General features: G+C 63.2%; 16 protein-coding genes. 10 read left to right on the forward strand and 6 right to left on the reverse strand.

Features of this window, described 5'->3' with window-relative positions; all coding sequences use genetic code 11:
• The first annotated feature begins 22 nt into the window (after nucleotides 1-22).
• The 3 genes from HNQ60_RS00250 (at nucleotide 23) to HNQ60_RS00260 (ending at nucleotide 4,840) form a co-directional block, all read left to right on the forward strand.
• Nucleotides 23-976, forward strand: coding sequence for a phosphotransferase family protein (locus tag HNQ60_RS00250; protein ID WP_184329018.1), 954 nt, complete (start codon nucleotides 23-25; stop codon nucleotides 974-976).
• The gene (gene eno / locus HNQ60_RS00255) at nucleotides 973-2,265 is read left to right on the forward strand and encodes a phosphopyruvate hydratase (protein ID WP_184329019.1); all 1,293 of its coding nucleotides are present in this window, start codon (nucleotides 973-975) and stop codon (nucleotides 2,263-2,265) included. The genes HNQ60_RS00250 and eno overlap by 4 nt, the downstream gene beginning before the upstream one ends.
• A 226-nt stretch (nucleotides 2,266-2,491) precedes the next feature.
• Entirely contained in the window at nucleotides 2,492-4,840 is a 2,349-nt protein-coding gene (locus tag HNQ60_RS00260; RefSeq protein ID WP_184329020.1) for an MHYT domain-containing protein, read from the forward strand.
• 8 nt (nucleotides 4,841-4,848) lie between these two features.
• On the opposite strand, the gene HNQ60_RS00265 is transcribed toward HNQ60_RS00260, so the two are convergent.
• Entirely contained in the window at nucleotides 4,849-5,493 is a 645-nt protein-coding gene (locus HNQ60_RS00265) for a DUF2306 domain-containing protein (RefSeq protein WP_184329021.1), read from the reverse strand.
• A gap of 9 nt (nucleotides 5,494-5,502) precedes the next feature.
• Nucleotides 5,503-6,261 carry a MipA/OmpV family protein gene (locus HNQ60_RS00270; RefSeq protein WP_184329022.1) on the reverse strand — a complete coding sequence of 253 codons (759 nt, stop codon included), beginning with the start codon at nucleotides 6,259-6,261 and terminating at the stop codon, nucleotides 5,503-5,505.
• Between the two features lie 139 nt (nucleotides 6,262-6,400).
• Between HNQ60_RS00270 and HNQ60_RS00275 the strand changes: the two genes are divergently transcribed.
• Nucleotides 6,401-7,339 (forward strand): helix-turn-helix transcriptional regulator, encoded by a 939-nt coding sequence (locus HNQ60_RS00275; RefSeq protein ID WP_184329023.1) that lies wholly within the window; start codon nucleotides 6,401-6,403, stop codon nucleotides 7,337-7,339.
• A gap of 23 nt (nucleotides 7,340-7,362) precedes the next feature.
• Here HNQ60_RS00275 and HNQ60_RS00280 read toward each other — a convergent pair whose 3' ends face one another.
• Genes HNQ60_RS00280 through HNQ60_RS00290 form a run of 3 tightly spaced genes read right to left on the reverse strand, consistent with a single transcriptional unit; the run spans nucleotide 7,363 to nucleotide 9,520 of the window.
• The gene (locus tag HNQ60_RS00280; RefSeq protein ID WP_184329024.1) at nucleotides 7,363-8,316 is read right to left on the reverse strand and encodes a family 20 glycosylhydrolase; all 954 of its coding nucleotides are present in this window, start codon (nucleotides 8,314-8,316) and stop codon (nucleotides 7,363-7,365) included.
• Nucleotides 8,316-9,050: a family 20 glycosylhydrolase gene (locus HNQ60_RS00285; RefSeq protein ID WP_322096824.1), complete on the reverse strand. Its 735-nt coding sequence runs from the start codon at nucleotides 9,048-9,050 to the stop codon at nucleotides 8,316-8,318. Before HNQ60_RS00285 ends, HNQ60_RS00280 begins: the two co-directional genes overlap by 1 nt.
• Nucleotides 8,960-9,520 (reverse strand): glycoside hydrolase family 20 zincin-like fold domain-containing protein, encoded by a 561-nt coding sequence (locus HNQ60_RS00290; protein WP_184329026.1) that lies wholly within the window; start codon nucleotides 9,518-9,520, stop codon nucleotides 8,960-8,962. The genes HNQ60_RS00285 and HNQ60_RS00290 overlap by 91 nt, the downstream gene beginning before the upstream one ends.
• A gap of 160 nt (nucleotides 9,521-9,680) precedes the next feature.
• Here HNQ60_RS00290 and HNQ60_RS00295 point away from each other — a divergent pair, with 160 nt between their 5' ends.
• From HNQ60_RS00295 to HNQ60_RS00320, 6 genes are all read left to right on the forward strand, one after another.
• Nucleotides 9,681-11,963: a TonB-dependent receptor gene (locus HNQ60_RS00295; protein WP_184329027.1), complete on the forward strand. Its 2,283-nt coding sequence runs from the start codon at nucleotides 9,681-9,683 to the stop codon at nucleotides 11,961-11,963.
• A 9-nt stretch (nucleotides 11,964-11,972) separates the two neighbouring features.
• Complete coding sequence (locus HNQ60_RS00300) at nucleotides 11,973-13,301, forward strand: glycoside hydrolase family 1 protein (RefSeq protein ID WP_184329028.1); 1,329 nt, start codon at nucleotides 11,973-11,975, stop codon at nucleotides 13,299-13,301.
• Nucleotides 13,298-13,963 (forward strand): TetR/AcrR family transcriptional regulator, encoded by a 666-nt coding sequence (locus tag HNQ60_RS00305; protein ID WP_184329029.1) that lies wholly within the window; start codon nucleotides 13,298-13,300, stop codon nucleotides 13,961-13,963. Before HNQ60_RS00300 ends, HNQ60_RS00305 begins: the two co-directional genes overlap by 4 nt.
• A 4-nt stretch (nucleotides 13,964-13,967) precedes the next feature.
• Entirely contained in the window at nucleotides 13,968-16,223 is a 2,256-nt protein-coding gene (locus HNQ60_RS00310) for a beta-glucosidase (protein WP_184329030.1), read from the forward strand.
• On the forward strand, nucleotides 16,220-17,791 hold the full coding sequence (locus HNQ60_RS00315) for a carboxylesterase/lipase family protein (protein WP_184329031.1): 1,572 nt from the start codon (nucleotides 16,220-16,222) through the stop codon (nucleotides 17,789-17,791). Before HNQ60_RS00310 ends, HNQ60_RS00315 begins: the two co-directional genes overlap by 4 nt.
• A gap of 128 nt (nucleotides 17,792-17,919) precedes the next feature.
• On the forward strand, nucleotides 17,920-18,954 hold the full coding sequence (locus tag HNQ60_RS00320; RefSeq protein ID WP_184329032.1) for a GGDEF domain-containing protein: 1,035 nt from the start codon (nucleotides 17,920-17,922) through the stop codon (nucleotides 18,952-18,954).
• On the opposite strand, the gene HNQ60_RS00325 is transcribed toward HNQ60_RS00320, so the two are convergent.
• Nucleotides 18,934-19,608: a hypothetical protein gene (locus HNQ60_RS00325; protein ID WP_184329033.1), complete on the reverse strand. Its 675-nt coding sequence runs from the start codon at nucleotides 19,606-19,608 to the stop codon at nucleotides 18,934-18,936. The genes HNQ60_RS00320 and HNQ60_RS00325 overlap by 21 nt on opposite strands.
• Nucleotides 19,609-19,657 lie beyond the last annotated feature (49 nt).

The following is a 19,657-nucleotide window of genomic DNA, read 5'->3' on the forward strand; positions in this document are numbered from 1 at the left end:
GAGCCCCATCAGGAGCATGGCCGTGAACAGGAGCGAGAGGGAGCAGTCGGGTCGCACCGTTCTCGACGGCGGCGTCGCAAGCGATGTCGCGATCGTGAAGGACGCCGCGGGGCGCGAGGTCGTGGTCAAGGAAGCACTGCCGCGCCTGAAGGTAGCAGCGGACTGGCGCTGCGATCCGGCGCGTTCGAGCCTCGAAGTGGAAGCCTTGCATGTCGCTGCCGAATTGCTGGGCCCTTCCGCGGTCCCACGCGTGTTCTGGGTCGATGCCGAGCATCATCGCTTCGGAATGGAGCGCATCACGCCCATCCTCACGAACTGGCAGGTGGAGCTCTCCGCCGGCTGCGTCAGCCTGGAGACGGCCGCTCGCGCAGGTGAGTTGCTTGCCCTCTTGCATGTGCGCTCAGCACAGCATCCGGACCTGGCGACGCGATTCGCGAACCGCGCGTACTTCGAAACACTGCGCATCGAGCCGTTCTTCATTCGCAGCACCCTGAAGAATCCCCAGGCCGGGCCGGCCATCGATCGTGTCGTGCAGATGCTTCGCGCGCCCGGCACGGCGCTCGTGCATGGCGACTACAGTCCCAAGAATCTGCTTGCGCGCGATTCCCAGGTCGTCGTCCTGGATTGGGAGGTCGTGCACTGGGGCGATCCACGGTTCGACATCGCGTTCTGTATTTCACACCTGCTGCTTACAGGTCTGCGACAAGGAGTCCTGCCGCATCCGTTTCGCGCGGCCAGCCTCGCATTCTTCGAGGCCTACGCAAAGCAGGGGCAGGTGTCGGCGGCGGACACAGAGCTGGGAGCGCTGATCGGCTGCCTGGCGCTCGCTCGGGTCGACGGGGATTCGCCGGTCAACTATCTCGGCGAACTGAACATCGAGGAGGTCAGGCGAATGGCGCTGGATCTCATCATGCGGCCGGTGCGCTCGTTTCCCGAAGTGATTCTCGACAGTTTCTCGCGCAGGCGCAGAACATGACCACACCAACGCGCGCTTGCAGCATTGCCTCCCTGAAGCTTCGTCAGATTCTCGATTCGCGCGGGCGCCCGACGGTTGAGGCGGATGTTCTGCTGAACGACGGATCCCTGGGCCGCGCGGCAGTGCCGTCGGGCGCTTCCACGGGCAAGTACGAAGCGCATGAGCTACGTGATGGCGACTTGAATCACTACGAAGGGCAGGGAGTCCAGCGCATTGCGGCCGCGGCACAGGCGGAGCTGCAGCCCCGATTGCTCGGAGCAGAGGCGCTCGATCAGAATAGGATCGATGCTGTCCTGCGTGAGATCGACGGCACTCCCAATCTGCAACGCCTGGGCGGCAATCCGATCCTGGCTGTGTCGCTCGCCGCGGCGAGGGCAGCGGCGATTCACACGCGCCAGCCTCTGCATCGTTATCTCAATGGGTTGGTGCCGGGCGTTGCACCGAGCCTGCCTTTGCCCATGACGAATATTCTGAGCGGAGGCGCGCATGCGCGACAAGGCATGGATTTCCAGGATTTTCTGGTCGTGCCAGCCGGCGCCGAATCCTATTCGCAAGCACTCGAATGGATTTCGCAAGTGCGCAGTGCCGCGACGAGGCTCGCCGTCCGCGAAGGGTTTACCACTCTGCTCGCGGACGAAGGCGGGCTCAGCCCAGGCTACGAGCGCTCCGAGCAGGCATTGAGCCTGCTGGTTTGGGCCATCGAGACGACGGGCCTGCGAGTCGGCGAGGACGTGAGTATCGCGATCGATGTCGCCGCAAGCCAGTTGTTCTCCAGTAACTCCGGAAGATACAGCCTGCGCGGCATCGGCGCGGATCTCACCTCGCAACAGATGCTCATCCATGTCAGTGAGCTGTGCCGTAGCTATCCCATTTCCTCGATCGAAGATCCTTTCGACCAGGACGACTGGGAGCCCTGGCGCCAGTTCACGAGCGCGTTCCGCGGAGAGCGCCTGCAGATCGTGGGCGACGACCTGTTCGCCACCAATGCGGAACGCCTGGGGACAGGAGGCCGGGAGGGCGTCGCGTCAGCAGTTCTCATCAAGCTCAACCAGAACGGAACTTTGACCGGTACACTCGAAGTGATGGAGTGTGCTCGTGCGCAGGGCTACGCGACTGTCGTTTCAGCCCGCTCGGGTGAGACGGAGGATTCATTCATCGCCGATCTTGCCGTAGCTACTGGTGCAGGCCAGATCAAAATCGGCTCGGTGCGCAATTCGGAGCGGCTGTCGAAGTACAACCAGCTGCTGCGGATCGAAGAAGAAGGTGCGCTGCCGTTCCGGAACAAATAGCACGCGCTCCACGTCCTCGACGATCCGGCGCGGCTGTCCATGCGTTATGTCGGCAGTCTCGGGGCAGTGAGCCCCTCGAGATGGCCGCACATCGTCGCACAGCTGTCCACAATTGGCTTGCCGATGCAGTTAGAGGAAGATAGGCCACCGCAGCGAATCGAGTCGTCCCGGCGCATACAAGAAATCCGGACCGACCGTTCAACGCTGGATGAGGGGCCCGTCCGTGATGCATATCGCGCACCATCCGATGTTCGTGCTGCTGTCGTCGATGACGGCATGCCTGGGATCGTGGACCGCGCTCGATCTGTTCAGACGCGTGCGTGCACATCGCGGTGCATGGCGCGGCGGCTGGCTGTTTGCGGCGGCCGTCGCGATGGGACTCAGCATCTGGTCCATGCATTTCATCGCCATGCTGGGCTTCGATCCCGGTGCCGAAGTTCGCTACGACGTCGGACTGACAGTCCTGTCCTTGCTCCTGGCGATTGCGGCAACCGCGTTCGCGTTCTTCTTCGCGTCGCGGGAGGGCACTACCCGGCTCGTGGTGAGCGGTGTCGTCATGGGCGCTGGCATCTGCCTGATGCACTACACCGGCATGGCTGCGGTGATGACGCAGGCAACACTGCGCAACGATCCTCTCTTCGTTTTCGCAGCCTTTGTCGTCGCGGTGACTGCTTCCTCTGGCGCGCTGGTGGCTGCAAAGCAAGAGCACACGCTCTCGCAACGCGCATTGGCCGCCGTCGTACTGGGTTCTGCCGTCGTGGGTATGCACTACACGGCGATGTTCGGTGTGCGCTTGATCGATGGCGCTGCAACGAACCGGATTGCCGGCGGCATGGATGCCATGACGCTCGCGATAGCGATTGCGGGCGGCACATTCTTCATCCTGTTCCTGGCTTTGATCGCGGCACTCTCTGACAGGCGTTTCGAAGCGCTGGCGGCCCGGGAAGCGCTGCGCAGCGAACAGCTGCTGCGCGCGGTCATCGAGCATCTGCCCATGGGCGTGTTCGTCGCGGCGGCGCCCTCCGGCGACATCCGGTTCGCGAATGCAGAGGCAGCGCGATTGCTCGGGCACACCGTGGGCCCGGAACCGGTCTGGTCGCGTTCTGCCGATGTCGGCGCTGTCCGAGAGGATGGGAGTCACCTGCCGGAGCGGGACCACGCCTTGTACCAGGCGATGCAAGAGAACCGACGGATTGGTCCGAGACTGCAGGCGTACCGTCGCGGCGACGGCCGTGTAGTTCAGCTCGAGGTCACGGCGGCTCCGGTGCCGGATCGCAAGGGCAACTCGACTCTCGCAGTGGTGGCATTTCAGGACGTAACTGAAAAGCTGCGCGCTGAGAAAGAGGCCCGGCGACAAGCCGAATTGCAGCGTGTCAACGAACTGCTGGAAGAGCGAGTTGCCTCAGCGCTCGCCGAGAAGGCCGAAGTCCAGGCAGCGCTGAATCACGCTCAACGACTCGAATCGCTCGGAAGACTGACCGGCGGCGTGGCTCATGATTTCAACAATCTCCTGACCGTCGTGATCGGCGCGCTCGATGTCATCCTGCGGCAGCCTGCGCAGAGCGAGCGCGCTGTGCGTCTCGGGGATGCTGCGCTGGCAGCGGCGCGCCGTGGAGAACGTCTGACCGCCCAGTTGCTGACGTTTGCTCGCAGGCAACCGCTGCGCCCGGAAGCCTGCGATCTCAATGATCTGCTCCGGGTGGGAGAGCCGCTGTTCCGTGGTGCTGCGGGTCAGCAACGCTTGGTGAAGCTGGTGCTGTGCAGTGAGCCTGCTGTCGCGTTGATCGATCCGGCGCAGTTCGAAGGCGCGCTCCTGAACCTCATCGTCAATGCGGCTGACGCCAGTGCCGAGAATGGAGAGATCGCGATCGAAACCGCGATCGTCACGGGAGCGCCGACCCTGGGCGGTGGGCGCTTCTTCCGCTTGCGTGTCACGGATACAGGGACGGGAATGAGTGAAGAAGTGATGAAGCAGATCTTCGATCCCTTCTTCACGACCAAGGGACCGGGCAAGGGAACCGGTCTCGGGCTCAGCCAGGTCTATGGCTTCGTCAAACAATCCGGTGGGGAGATTACGGTGGACAGCGAAGAGGGCGCGGGTGCCTCCTTCAGTGTCTACCTTCCGCTGACCGATCAGGGCGCGCAGGAGAAGCCATCGCAGACACCGACGGCGTGGACTCACATCAAGCCCATGAACGTCCTGCTCGTCGAGGACGATGCGGCCGTTGCGACGATCACCGAGGCGATGCTGCACAACCTCGGGCACCAGGTCTTTCGGGCGGAGAATGCGGCGCGTGCGCTGGAGATCCTGGATGTGGAGAAGTCAGTCGATCTGCTGCTCTCCGACATCGTCATGCCCGGCAGTCTGAATGGCCTCGAGCTTGCGCAGCGCGCGGTTCAACTGCGACCCGAGCTGCAGGTGCTGCTCAGTTCCGGTTACACGGGCGCTGAAGTGGAGGAGGCGCTGGCGGGCGGCGCGTGGCCTTTCCTCAAGAAGCCCTATGTCGAGTACGAACTCGCGGAGCATCTCGTGCGTGTTGCCCGAAACAAGCGGGATGCGGTCGTCGATCAATGAACGGCGGCTCAGGCTGTGACCGGCTGCAGCTTCGCTGAGCGCCGCAGCAGCATCTCCATCGCGATCAGGTTCGGTACCCAGGAACTCCACGCCGCGATTGCATAGGTGACATCGAAACTCACGTCGAGCGACATGAGAACCGGCAACCACAGTCTCAGCGTCACCGCGGCGAACGTCAGCGAGAAGTTGCGCATCATCCAGCGTCGATGCGCATCGACATCGCCGCGTTTGATCGAGTACAGCGCAATGGCAGCGGAGCCAAGCCACAGCACGCCGAGCGCTGCAAAGCCAATTCGAGTCGAGGCATACCCATAGGCGACCGGCGCGAGCGACAACGCACCCAGGCCGCTGATGACCACTGCAGCGAGATAGATCATCCCGCTCGTGCGATGAACGCGCGGCCAGCGATTCCGCAGTCCCGGATGAAACTGCAACGGGCCGATGAGCAATGTAAGAGGCGCGAACAGCGTATGCCCGTACATCACCAGCCAATGCTGTATGTAGGTTTCGCGCTGCTCGTCGAAGAACCGGGCAGCGTCGAAAGTAGCGTAATTCGTGAGTGACCACGCGGCGACGCCCCAGCACAGCAGAGTTACGAGCCACCAAGCGGGGGAGACCGCTGAGCCACGGCGTTGAACGATCGTCGATTGCATGGGTCGCCCTCAGAAGCGATACAGCACGCCGACGAGGGCAGTCGTGCTCGAGTCCGTTTCGACGAGCGGGCTGTCCGCGAGCTCATCGCTGAGCACCATTTCTTCGACGACGCCGACCAGCATCCAGTGGTCGGTCAACGCATAGATCGTCATGAGGCCGACCGTCGCGACGCCGCTCTTGCCGGGGTGATACTCGGCGCGGGAGGTCCGCACTTCAGAAGGGCGAACGCCAAAGTAGTAGTCGGCCAGCTTCTCATCGTAGTAGCTGATTCCGAGGCTCGGGCTCAGCGAGAGTCGCTCCGTGACCTTGAGCTCGTAGGCGTAGGTGAGATCGATCTCGAACCCGTCGTGGTGGTTCATCGCATCCGTCAGGAATTGAAGATTCAGGCTGCCCCAGGGACCCTGCGCGCCGGATTCCAGCCCGACATCCACAGTGGAGTGACGCTTCTCGAGGTCGGCGTTACGCTTGGGCTGATCGAAAATCCGCGCGGATGCCAGTGCCCGCACACGCCATCCGGTCTCGCCGGCCTCGCCGCCGAAGAGCTGGTATGCGGCGGTGTCCAGGAAGTAGCTGAATCTTTCGCCCTCGTATCCGACGACCGGTATGACGAACGCCTCGTCGTCCTGGTCACGATAGAGCGTCGTTTGGGTGCCCGCCGCCAGTCCGAGGGAGAACTCGCCCGCGAACGCCGGAGTTGTTGCGAAGAAAGCAGTCAGCGATCCCGCCAGGGCGCTTGCAGCGCGTGACGCCGCCATCCGATTTGTCATAGGGGCCTCTCGATGATGGGAGAAGCCGGCATCGTCCGGGACAGGCGGAGCGCCGCCCATCCATCGTCGGATTGAAAATCGCGCGCGGCCGCATCATCCTTTGGATTGACCGGCCCCGGTCAGCTTCTTTTCGTCCCAGATGAATCATTTGTGGATCGCGTATGACGCGCTGCTGGTCACGATCGGCGCGATCAATGTGCTGCTGTTGTTCCTCGCCCGGGGACACAAGCCGTTCCTCGTGCCATTGGCCGGGTTCTACGCGGCATTCGCACTCAGTCTCTTCGTCGCCATGTCGCGACGCTACGTCGTGTTCAATGTCGAGGGGACGCATTCGCAGTTCGTCTTCTGGGCCTACGGCATCGGCACGTTGCTGAGCTACCTGGTTCTGGTCTTCATCGTCCCGACGTATCACCAGTTGCTTGGCTGGTCGAGGCAGCGTCTCACTCGCCTGCTTGCTGCCGCTTTGAGTGTCGCCGCGCTCCTGGGAATCTCGCCCTGGAGCGTCGAGTTCGCGCCGGATGGTCAGTCATATCTGTTGAAGTGGGGGCACTACGCGGCCGGGTTCGTCTACTTCAGCGTGTTCACCTATGTGATGTACATGGCGGTCCATGCCGCCATGAGCGTCAGCGATGCAAGAGATCGACTGTTTGCGCGCGTCCTGCTCGCGTTCGGCGCCGTGGGCTACGTCGAAAGCTCACTCTCGCTGATTGCGGAAATCGCCAATCGAGTCGAAGGTCTAGGCGCGGAAGGGGAGTACTTCCTGTTCAGCTCCGTCCCGTACGCGATCTTCAGCGCCTTCCTTGCGGCATATATGTTGCCGCTGGTCAGCCCCAGGGGTGACGCTCCGGCCGAATCTGATCGCACGAAGGTGGAGGCACTGGGCTTGTCGGAGCGGGAGCGCGAGGTGCTCGAGCTATTGCTCAAGGGGTCGAGCAACAAGGCGATCGCCAACGAGCTTCACATCTCCGAAGCGACGGTGAAGACCCATCTCAACAAGATCTTTCGCAAAGCGAACGTTCGCAGCCGGTTCGAGCTGGCGCGTTCGGTGGTGGGTGGAGGCGGCGGGCCGCCCGGCTAGGCTCAGACGGCGAGTCTCCGGGTTCAGCTGCCGCTCGCTACCGCGCCCACCAGCACCCGAACTCCCGGTGTGATGGCGATGATCAGGTCGGCAGGAGGCTGGCTTCCGAGAAAGCTCGCGAGCGGCAGTCGCGAAGCAGCGTCATGCGCCTCTGCCTGCATGAGCGCAGTCTCCGCGGTCTGAGTCCATGAGGCGTCCCGGTCTCTTTTCCCGGCGATGATATCCAGCGCGTCCAGGCCGATCTGGGCTAGCGAAGCAATGCTGGCGGCAGTTGGAAGGGCGGGTTCCAGCATGGCGTTGCCACGAGCGACAGCGGCGAATCGCTCGTCATTGTCACGCCAGCGCGTCAGCCGTGCTCGCAGAGAGGCCGCGAGATTCTCATCGCCGCTCACGAATCGTTGCGCATCGGCTGCAAATCGTTGAGCGACCAGGCTCTCGACTGGTGCCGCATCCGCGAGTGCGTTGAGCGGCTGCCGGATCTGCTGTCCGCGGGCCGCCGCGCGAATGCGATGGTCATGCGCCATGTTGCGCACGGGCGTGACGATCTGCAGTAGTTCGTACACCGGCTCGCTGTCTCCGGGTGCGAGACGCGATGCCATGCGGCGACGATTGGCGTCTGCCATCAGACCGCTCACGGTCAGTTGATCCTGAACGACTGCGAGGCGCCGATACATGTCGAGAGGATCGCGCACGTTCGCAGCCGACCAGAAGCGTTCAGCCAGCGCGGCTGCACGGGGCCACAGGCGGTCGTCCAGCATCTCGTCGGTCACTAGTTCACCCCACAGCGGTGCTTCGGCGCCGAGGACCAGCTTTTCCTGACCGGTCGTCAGCGCCGGCAGCGGCTTGGCAATCTTCGCGTCCGTCAGCAGCTGCGCGAGCAGCGGATGGAGTCTGCGAATGTGCTCTGCCTGTTGGAGCGTGAATCCTGCGTCAGCGGTGGCGAGCGGATCGATCTGATAGTGAAAGTCCGCTGGCATCAGAAGGTCCAGATAGAGCCAGCAGATACGATGGTGCGGTGTCCTCTGGCCGTCGCGCCAGCGGTTGCGTTCGACGACTGCCACGCCTGGACGATTGCTTCGCGCGGCAGCGCAGTTGCCGCGTATTCCTCCCAGCCGATCGGCGTCTTGCCGGCCCGAAGAACCCTCTCGACGACGCGACGCGAGAAATAGCCTTCAGCGTCCTGCTTCGAATGAAGGCCCTCCCGCTGCATCCATGCGGCGATGTCCGCGTTGTCGGCCCAGACGGAATCGCTCACCTCATCCCCACCGATGTGGAAGTAGGGGCCTGGAAACAGCGGGGCGAGTTCGTCGATCAGCTTGCCCAGAAAGTCGTAGACCTCGGCGGAAGCTGGATTGAGCGCGACATCCGCGGGAAATGGCGGACGACTGCGCGCCGCGACTACGCCCAGTTGAGGATACGCTTCGACCATGGCCCGACTGTGCCCGGGAACATCGAACTCCGGGACGATGAGCACACCGCGATCGGCTGCATAGGCGACGAGACGTCGGATCTCGTCCTGCGTGTAGAACTGTCCATGTGAGCCCACGCTGTTCAGCCGGGGGAATCGCTTGCTCTCGACGCGAAAGCCCTGGTCGTCACTCAGGTGCAAATGGAGCACGTTCAGTTTGACGCGCTCCATGGCATCAATCTGTCGCTCGAGGGTCCGGATCTCGAGAAAGTGACGCGCGGTGTCGAGCATGAGGCCCCGCATGCAAAGCGGGGTGCGTCGCCGATGAGCGCCAGCGGAAGCGTCGGCCGGCCGCTGCGCAATGAGACCAGCTGTCGCAGGGTTGCCAGAGCACGCAGGACACCGGCAGATCCGGCCGCGTCGATGCGGATGCCATCGAGCGAAATTTTCAGCGCATACGACTCGTCCTGCGTCGCGTTGATTGCGGCGGCGGGGTTGCTGCAGCGGATCGACACGGCGACGTCCTGCCCTGCCGCGGCCACGATGCCTGTCGACCGCTCGTAGTCTGCCTCGAAGCGTGAGAAGGCGCGGTCGAGAACGGGTCCATCGCAACCGTCCCGGCGAACGTCCCACCGTCCGCTGAGCACGAGTTCCGCTTCTTCAACCCGGACAGATGTCGGAAGCGGCAGCAGCGACGGTGTCGTATTCGCGGCCGCGAATCGCGCGCAGAAGAACAAGAGCCCAACGATCGATGCGCTGCGTGGAGATGTCATCGGAGGTCCGCGTCGTCGAAATGCAGTGGCCCAAATGTAAGCCAGGGAGCATCCGTTCTCAATATGCAGTCAGTGTTGACTGTAAATAACAGTCATGATTGACTGTAAATGAATCAGGCGGACCTGCCGACGCAGGCACAAGTTGAAAAAGGGGGAGTTCATGAGCTGGCGGATTTCTAAGGCTGTACGCGCAGCCCTGTGGGTATCGACGGCGGGGGTTGCCTCATTGGCGGCCGATGTGCGGGCGCAGCAGGCCGGCGATCCGGCGCAGGAGCAGTTTCGCCTCGAGACGGTCATCGTGACGGCGACACGTCGTGAAGAGGGTCTGCAGGATGTACCGGTCGCCGTTACGGCTGTCTCCGGCGAAGCGCTGGCGCAATCGAATTTCCGCGAAGTGACTGACCTTCAGTATCTCGCACCGAACGTCACATTCTCCTCGACGAATCCGGTGTCGAACGGCGGTGGATACCAGATTCGCGGCGTGGGCACGCAGACGTATGACAGCGGCGTCGAGCAGACCGTCGGCCTGGTGGTCGACGGAGTCGTCATCGGGACCTCGCGAGATCCGGGTGCCACCGGGTTCAGCGACATCGAGCGCGTAGAGGTGCTGCGCGGGCCGCAAGGCACGCTGTTCGGCAAAAATTCCTCCGCCGGCGTGATTCAAATCGTGACCAAGGACCCGAAGCTGCGCGATACCTCGGGTGATCTGAGTCTCTCCTACGGCGAACGCGAAGAGCAGATCGCACGCGGCAATGTCAACGTGCCGCTGGGTGAGTCTGCGGCGCTGCGCGTCTCCGGTTACTACCAGGCGCAGGACGGCGCGATTCCCTATCTCGTTCGCGACGGCAATGTGGGCGACCGCGAGAATAGCGGCGTTCGCGCCAAGCTCCTGTGGTGGGCGACGGACCAGTTGTCATTCCTGGTGAGCGCGGAGCATCAGGATGGATTCGCTCGCGATGCACATACGATCGAGTCGCTGGGAACGAGCGCGCTTTTCAATTCACAGTTCGCCGCGTTTGATGTGCGTCCTGGGCATGGCGTCTACAAGAGCTATCAAGATGGTGACTGGACCGCGGATACGCGAGTCGACGCGGCCTCGCTCAAGGTCGACTACACCATCGGTAGTCACACACTGACCTCGATCAGTGCCTACCGCCAGGTGGAGACTCTGCAACTGAGCGATATCGATGCTGCGCCCGTCAACATCTTCAACAACAGCGACGGCGGTGTCGATAACAGCCAGTTCACGCAGGAGTTGCGTCTTACGTCACCTTCAGGTGAGCGTCTCGAGTACGTGCTCGGCGCCTACTACTTCGAGACGGACAGCAGCGGCTGGGCAGCGCAGGTCGGGAACTACTACGGGCTGTTCGGCGTGCCGGTGGTTCTGGGAGGCGGACGCCGCGACCAGACTGGAACCAACGAAAGCATTGCAGCTTTCGGTCATGCGACGTTCGGTCTGACGGATTCGCTGAAACTGATCGCTGGCCTGCGCTACACGCACGATGAGGTGACAGCGAAGATGGTCGTGACGCCGCTGCCGTTCCCGGCCGCGCCAATCGGCGTGCTTCTTCCCTATGACGGTAAGGTCAAGGACGACAATATTTCCGGGCGCGTGGGTTTGCAGTACGAGCCTGCGACCGACGTGATGCTGTACGTGACCTATGCGACCGGCTACAAAGGACCGGCGATCGATGGAACGGGCGGCATTGCGCGCAAGATCGAGCCGGAAACCGTCGACAGCTACGAAGCCGGCGTGAAGTCGACACTGTTTGACGGACGCATGACGCTGAACGCCGCGCTGTACTGGTCGGATTTCTCGGATTTCCAGGCGCAAGCGCTCGATCTCAATACGTCTCCGCCGAGCTTCGCTCTCTCGAATGCGGGTTTGATGCGCTCGCGCGGCGTGGAACTGGAGTCGTCGATGCAGGTGACCGCGGGACTCGAGCTGAGTCTCGGTGCCACCTACAGCGACGCACAGTTCGAGGAGTATGAGGCGGCCTGCTACGCCGGCCAGCCGGCATCGAGCGTCGTTGGCGTCGGCTGCTACCTCGATCCCGAGACGGGTCTGCGAGTCGCGAACTACGCGGGCGAGCGCCTGCCGAACGCCCCGGAATGGACCTATCTGATCCGCGGCAACTACGAGCGATCCATCGGCGCGAGCTACGCGATCGACGCGAGTCTCAACTGGGCCTGGCGAAGCGAAGCTCAGGCCGTCACAGCCGATCCGAAGGCACGCATCGAGGACTACGGGATTCTGAATGCGAGTGTGGGCTTCGGCAGGGATGACGGTGCGTGGCGAATCGGAATCTATGCGCGCAACGCGCTCGATGAGCGGTTCTACGCGCCGTATGCGTCGGGCACGCTGAATCCCGGTGGCTACTACCGTATCGTCAGTCCCGATGCGTTCCGCACTGTCGGCGTCAACGTGACGGCGAAGTTCTAGGCCGCCGCGATGACCACGACTTTGAACCGGCGTTCGGCCCTGCTCCTGGTCGGCAGCTCACTGCTGGCCGGCGGAGCAGCGGCCGCGAGCGCAAACACGAGCACAGCGCGCAAAGCGAGGGTGCCGGGCTTCCTGTGGGGCAGTGCGGGAGCGGCCTATCAGATCGAAGGCGGTAACTACGCGAGCGATCTGTGGGTGATGGAGCACACGAAGCCATCGATCTTCAAGGACCCCTCCGGCGACGCCGCCGACGCCTATCACCGCGTCAATGAGGACATCGCGTTGGCAGCGTCCCTGGGATTCAACACCCATCGATTCTCCATCGAGTGGTCGCGCATCGAGCCGGAGCGCGGCCAGATCTCCGGCGCGGCGATTGCCTACTACCGGCGCGTGCTCGAGACGATTCGCGGTCATGGACTGACAGCGTTCGTGACCTTCAATCATTTCACGGCGCCGCGCTGGTTCGCTGCGGCCGGGGGATTCGAGACGCGGGAAGGCATCGAACCCTTCGTGCGCTATTGTCGGCTGATCGCCGAACGGCTGGGTGATCTGATCGATATCGCTGCGACATTCAATGAACCCAATCTCGGTGCGCTCGTCAGCTGGTCGCCGGCGATTCGGCCTCTGCGGCCTCATATCCTGGCGGCTCGTGAGCTGGCTCGCGCATCGATCGGAGCGGCCCACTGGAGCCCGCCGATGCTCGGTGACTTCCGCATTCAACAGCCGATCATGGTGGAGGCGCACGATAGGGCGTACGAGGCGATCAAGGGAGCTTCCGGGAGTCGTTTCCCCGTCGGGGTCACGCTGGCGCTGAACGATGAGCGCGGCGACCCCGACGCCGTGCAACTCAAACAGGCGCAAGTCTGGAAGCCATGGCTCGACGCGCAGGGCGATTTCGTGGGCGTTCAGAACTACACGTACAGCGTCGTCGAAGGCGACTCGGACCTGCCGCCACCGGCCGGTGTCGAGCTGACGCAGATGGGATACCCCTTTGCGCCGGAATCACTGGAAGGCGTCATTCGTGCCGTGGCACGGCTGTCCAAGCGACCGATCTACGTCACCGAGAATGGCGTGGCGACCGAGGATGACTCGCGGCGCATTGCGTTCATCGACAGGGCAGTAGCGGGCGTCGCCGCTTGCGTGGATGACGGCATCGATATTCGGGGCTACATTCACTGGTCGTTGCTGGACAACTGGGAGTGGGTCTCCGGCTTCGGTCCGAAATTCGGACTGGTGTCGGTCGACCGTTCGAGCTTCGTGCGCACACCCAAGCCCAGCGCCCACCATCTCGGCCGCATCGCACGGGCCGAATTGCCAGCGAGATCGAAAGCAAGGTGAAACGCTCGAAATCGGCTCCGCGGCGGACCCAGGAAGATCGCAGTGCTGCCACGCGCGCGCGACTCCTGGAAGCGGCTGTTCGTTCGCTCTACACCCGCGGCTACGCAGCGACGACGACCATGGTCGTTTGCGAAGAGTCCGGCGTGAGTCGCGGTGCGATGTTGCATCAGTTCCCGAGCAAGGTCGATTTGATGCTGCATGTGGTCAAGGCCGTGTACGAAGAAGAAGTGGCCCTCTATCAGAAGGCGCTGGAGCCGATCGAGGACCCGCGCGAGCGCATGCTCGCGTTCCCGGAAGTGGCGTGGCAGGTGCTGAGCAGGCCGGCAGGTGTGGCCGTGCTCGAGATCATGCAGGGGTCGCGCAGCGATCCGGAACTGTCCGCTCGATTGAAGCCGCTGCAGCGGGAGATCGAACAGGACTCCTTCAGGCAAGCCGGTGCGATCATCGGTCATGTCGGAGGCCGCGCCTCGTCCACGGCAACGCGATTGTTCGTCTGGGCGCTGCGCGGACTGTCTGTTGCGCGAGTGCTGACCGACGAGCCGGGTGATATCGACAGGTCGGTGAAATTGCTGCGCGACCTCCTCGCTGCGGCAACCGAGAACGATGTCCTAAAGGTGCCGGCAGCCGCCGGCCGGCCGAGAAAGAAGAAGAGCGTCAAGTAGCACGATGGAATTCAAATCGATTGCGGGTGCGCTGCTCATGAGCGGCGCGCTGATGACAGAGTCGCTTGCCGATAACGCGCAGCCGGCGCGGGGTTGGGAGGATCGCACACGGTCAGCGGACGAACGTGCGCGTCTGTTGGTCGATGCGCTGTCGCTGGACGAACAGATCTCGCTGTTGCGTACGCAGTCGGGCTTTGGTTTGCTGTCGCTGGGGATCCCACTGCCGCCAACTGTCCCGGAGTCGATGCGCAAGCACACTCCGGAAGGCGCACTGGGCTCGGCCGGGTTTGTGCCCGCGATTGCGCGTGTCGGCATGCCGGCACAGCAGATGTCGGACGCGAGTCTTGGCGTCGCGAATCTTGGCGGTTTCGTGCGACGGGGCGATGAAGCGACCTCGCTGCCGGCGAGTCTCGCGCTGGCCGCCACCTTTGACCCGGCACTTGCCCACGAAGCTGGCGCCATGGTCGGTTCCGAAGCTCATGCAAAAGGCTTCAATATCCAGCTCGCCGGCGGCGTGAATCTGACTCGCGAGCCGCGCAACGGCCGCAACTTCGAGTACGCCGGCGAAGATCCCTTGCTGTCGGGGATCATGATCGGCGAGCAGATCGCAGGTATTCAGAGCCGGCACGTTGTCTCCACCACGAAGCATTTCGCGCTCAACAGTCAGGAAACCGGTCGATTCGTTCATGACGCGCGCATCGACGAGGCCGCGTTGCGTGAGTCAGACCTGCTGGCTTTCGAGATTGCGATCGACAGGGGCCAGCCCGGTTCCGTCATGTGCGCGTACAACCGCATCAACGGGGGTTATGCGTGCGAGAACACCTTCCTGCTCCACACCGTATTGAAAGGGGAATGGCGTTACCCGGGCTGGGTCATGTCGGATTGGGGTGCGGTACACGGGCTGAAGTCCTCCATCGATGCGGGACTCGACCAGGAGTCCCCGCAGGACGCATCGCACTTCGCGGGCTTGAAGGAAGCAGTGCTCAAAGGAGATGTCTCCGGCGCACGCGTGGCCGAGGCGGCGAGGCGCATTGCGAGAAGTCTCTTTGCGGTCGGGGTCATCGATCACCCTGCGCGGCCGGGTGGTGCGATCGATCGTGACGCGCACGGTGACGTTGCCGAGCGGGTAGCGCTGGCCGGCATGGTGCTTCTGACGAACGATGGCGTGCTGCCGCTTTCGAAAAAGATTCGCCGTATAGCAGTCATCGGCGGCTTCGCTGATCGCGGTGTGCTCTCGGGCGGCGGCTCATCGCAGGTCATGCCCTATGGCGGGCACTTTCTCGACACGCGTGGCCGCGAGGGGATCGCTGCCATCTTTTCTCCGGTGTACGGCCTGTCTTCACCATTGCAGGCGCTGCGCGCGTTGCTACCGGCGGCCCAGATCGAGTTCGACGACGGCGCCGACGCTGCGAAGGCAGCGGCGCTCGCACGATCCGTTGATGTTGCGATCGTGTTCGCAACTCGTGCGGAGGAGGAGGGTTCGGACTCGCCGGACTTTCAGTTGCCCTTCGATCAGGACGCGCTGATCGATGCAGTCGCCTCGTCCCAGCCTCGTAGTGTGGTCGTGCTCGAGACCGGCAATCCCATCGCCATGCCCTGGCTGTCGAAGGCCGGTGCGGTGGTGCAGGCGTGGTATCCGGGCCAGCGCGGCGGCGAAGCGATCGCGAAGATTCTTGCCGGTGCCGAGTCGCCGTCGGGCCGGTTGCCGATGACCTTTCCGCGCGCTGCGAAGCAACTGCCAAGGCCGGTAATTGCCGGCATCGAGCGCGCCCGGCGGACTCCCTTCGGGCTCGGCGCGCCGGTCGAGCCGTTCGCGATCGACTTTCAAGAAGGCAGCGATGTCGGCTATCGCTGGTTCGAACGTCAGGGCGAGCAGCCGCTCTTCGCATTCGGTCATGGCCTGACGTATACGACGTTCGCGTACCGCGACCTGCGCATAGAAGATGGGGACAAGCCTCGGGTGACTTTCGTGCTGACGAACTCCGGGTCGCGTGCCGGCACGGAGACGGCTCAGCTCTATGCAGCGCCGCCGGGACGAACGCATCGCCTCGCCGGATGGGCTCGAGTGACTTTGCAACCCGGCGAATCGCGCTCGATCACGATCGACGCGGACCCGCGCCTGCTCGCTTCGTATGACAAGAAGACCGGCTGGCAGAGAGTTGCGGGAACGTATTCGATGTATGTCGGCCCCGCGGCGGGAATGCGCACGCTGCAGTCGAAGATCACCCTGAAATCTGCTGAGGCCGCTCGCGGCTCATGATGTTGCGCGTTGCCTTGATCCTGGCGGCGTCGACTCTGCCGACGTTCGCTCAGGCGGACGAGACTCCCACCCGCGTTCGAACGGAAAGCGGCAGCGTTGCAGGCGTGCAGGAGGGGGCACTCGTAGTTTTTCGAGGCATTCCCTACGCGAAGGCGCCGGTCGGCGATCTGCGCTGGCGCGCGCCGAAGCACGTCGAGCGGTGGAAGGGCGTTCGGACCGTGGACAAGCTGAGTCCGGACTGCATGCAGGGGGCATTCGGTGTCGTGCCTCCCGGCGGCCGGCATCCCGTGGCCGAAGATTGCTTGTATCTCAACGTGTGGCGGCCGGCGAGGGCTGCGCGCAAGCTGCCCGTGATGGTCTGGATCCATGGCGGTGGTTTCGTGAACGGCGGCTCCTCTTCTGCCGACTCCACCGGAGAAGGAATCGCGGCCCGGGGCGTCCTCTTCGTCAGCTTCAACTATCGGCTCGGGCGCTTCGGTTTCTTCGGATTCCCCGCACTGAACGATGAACAGTCCGCCGGGGGCAGGGGCAACTATGGGCTGATGGACCAGATCGCCGCGTTGCAGTGGGTTCGCCGAAACATCGAAGCATTCGGCGGCGACGCGGACAATGTGACGGTCGTCGGCGAGTCAGCCGGCGGGATCTCGATCAACATGCTGCTGACCTCACCGTCGACCAGCGGCCTGTTCGATCGGGCAATCATCCAGTCGGGCGGCGGCAGAGACCTCGTGCGTCGACGGACGCTGACCGATGATCTGCCGGGAGCGCTCAGTGCAACGACACTCGGCTCCCTGTTTGCGCGCAGCAAGGGAATCGAAGGGACGGATGCGGCTGCGCTTTCGCGCTTGCGCGCGTTGAGCGCAGAGGAAATCACTTCGGGCCTGAACATGGTGAGTTTGCTGCTGCCCGAGCGAGCACTGTTCAGCGGTCCCGTGATCGATGGTCGGTTGTTCACCGAAACGCCTGAGGCCGCGTATGCGGCGGGACGACAGCATCCGATGCCCGTCATCATCGGGACGACCAGCTCCGATCTCAGTCTCCACACGGCAAAAAGTATCGACGAAGCCTTCGCTGCGTTCGGATCGAGTGCTGCCCTCGCAAAGGAACTGTACGACCCGCAGAAGTCTGGTGAGCTGAAGCGCATCAACAACGCCATCGGTGCGGACCGCGCCATGGTTGAGCCCGCGCGCTTCATCGCTCGTTCGATGGTCCGCTTGCGGCAACCGGTCTACAGCTATCGGTTTTCCTACGTGCTCGATGCCAAGCGCGCGGCCTCTCCTTACGGGGCGCAGCATGCCAGTGACGTTCCATTCGCATTCGATCGGTTGAACGCGGTTCATGGAGCCGGGGTCAGCACAGGCGATTCCGCGATGGCTGCGGCGATGAGCGACTACTGGGTGGCCTTCGGGAAGGCAGGCGATCCGAATGCGGGGGGGCGGACCTCCTGGCCTAGATACGGCGAGGACGAGCAGATCCTCGAGTTTGCGGCGGACGGTTTCGTCAGGGCCCGTGCGGATCCATGGCGAAGGCGCCTGGACCTGGTGGAGGCATTGCAGAACGATCGATGAGTCCGCAACCTCTGCGGTGTCGGCTTTCTTGACGCCCCGCCTTTGCGCGGCAGCGCAATGTTGCACGTTCCGGAATGGCGGCCATAATGCCCGGCCACAGCGGGCAGCGGGGAGCCGTCGGAGCGAAGATGAGGTATTACGAGACCCGGGAGCAGAGCGCGGAGTTGCTGCGCCTGACGCTTCCCTTGATGTCGCAGCAGGCCGCGGCGTTCCATCCCCAAAGCTACACGATCTGGTACGAGCACTCGGCCGGCATCAATCCCCGCCTGACCAATGTGCTCGAGCAGCGGCTGTCCCAGAATACGCCGCTCAACGATGAAGAAGTCTGGCGCCTCTACGTCAATTTCGTCGTGGCCCGGGATGCGGAATCGATGGAGAGGATTCAGCAGCGGCTGAAAGCGCTCCTCGACGATACGTCCACGAGCGCTACGAACGCCGGTATCGAAGCGTCGCAGTTCAGTCAGACCCTGACGATCCACAAGAACCAGTTGATGCAGCCTTTGCCGCTCGAACATCTGCCGACGGTCGTGACGGAGCTCCTGGCGGATACCGAACGGATGCGACGGGTGACCGAGGAGCTCGTGGAGCAGCTCGATCGCCACAAGAATGAGGTTCAGGAGCTGACGGAACAGCTGGAGCGGGCGGAGCACCAGGCCAAGCTCGATCCGCTGACGGGCATTTTCAATCGCCGTGGTTTCGAACAGCAACTGCAGGCGCCGGAGTCCAGTGGCGGCGGATTGCGTCGCGGTGTCGTGCTGGTTGCGGACCTCGATCATTTCAAGCAGATCAACGACAACTACGGCCACGTCCTCGGTGACAAGGTCATCCGTACGGTCGCGCAGATCATCCGGGGGAACATCAAGGGACGCGACGTTGCGGCACGCATCGGCGGGGAGGAGTTTGCGATCTTCCTTCCGGAAACGTCGGTGAAAGGCGCAACGGCCCTGGCGGAACAGATCCGGGCCACCATGGCGGGATGCCGGATTCGCCGCTCCGGCCTCGAACAGCCGATCGCGCAAGTCACTCTGTCAGTGGGGATCGCGGAAGCGGGCGAATCCGACACGCTGGAATCCGTGCTCGATCGCGCCGATCGCGCTCTGTACGAGGCGAAGCGCAATGGCCGAAATCGGGTGTGGGTCGACTCAGCATCGAGCGGCGCTTGACTCGGTGCGGGTGCAAGGATGCTTGCGCCTGAGCATCAGCAGAAGTACGTCATCGACGCACGCGAGCAGCAGTTCACGCACATGCTCGTGTGAGGCACAGAGCCAGTCTCCCAGTTCCCATTTCTGTGCGAGCGTGAGAGCGCTGTAACGCATTACCCATAGAGCAGCGGCGTGAGCCGCGAGCAGCGAGCCCTCACGGCCGTGATCCGCCTCGACGCGGGCGCATCTCAACAAAGCGCGGGCCTGGGCAAAGTAGAACTCCCGGAGACTCGGCGAGAGAGCATGCGTGCCGTGCGATCCATGTTCGTCGTCTCCAATCGTTGAACGCATCACGTCACCGTGCGTACCGCGCAGTTCCGCGGCGGTCTCACGTACGCGAGCGAGCAGATCCGGGATGCTCAAGGACGGTAGTGCGCGCTGATGGTCGAGTTTGCGAACCGTGCGAGCCGAAAGAATGAACAAGCAGCGCCACGGAGTCTGGCGCAAGCAGATGCGCGGCACCCGGATCAGGTAAGCGTGAGTTTTCATCGCCAAGTCATCGAGTTCCCCGGGCGTGTGCCAGTGTCGTAGTGCGTAACAAAGAACGCGTCGATGCATCTTCTCCGCGGCGATCGGCGCATGCGACTCGTCGACTTCCATCGACTTCAAGGGCATCGATCACCTCCCTGGATACTGTGTCCGTCTTCCACGTCGGTCTCGCGAG

It is taken from the genome of Povalibacter uvarum, from assembly GCF_014202975.1.
GTDB classification, from domain to species: domain Bacteria; phylum Pseudomonadota; class Gammaproteobacteria; order Steroidobacterales; family Steroidobacteraceae; genus Steroidobacter; species Steroidobacter uvarum.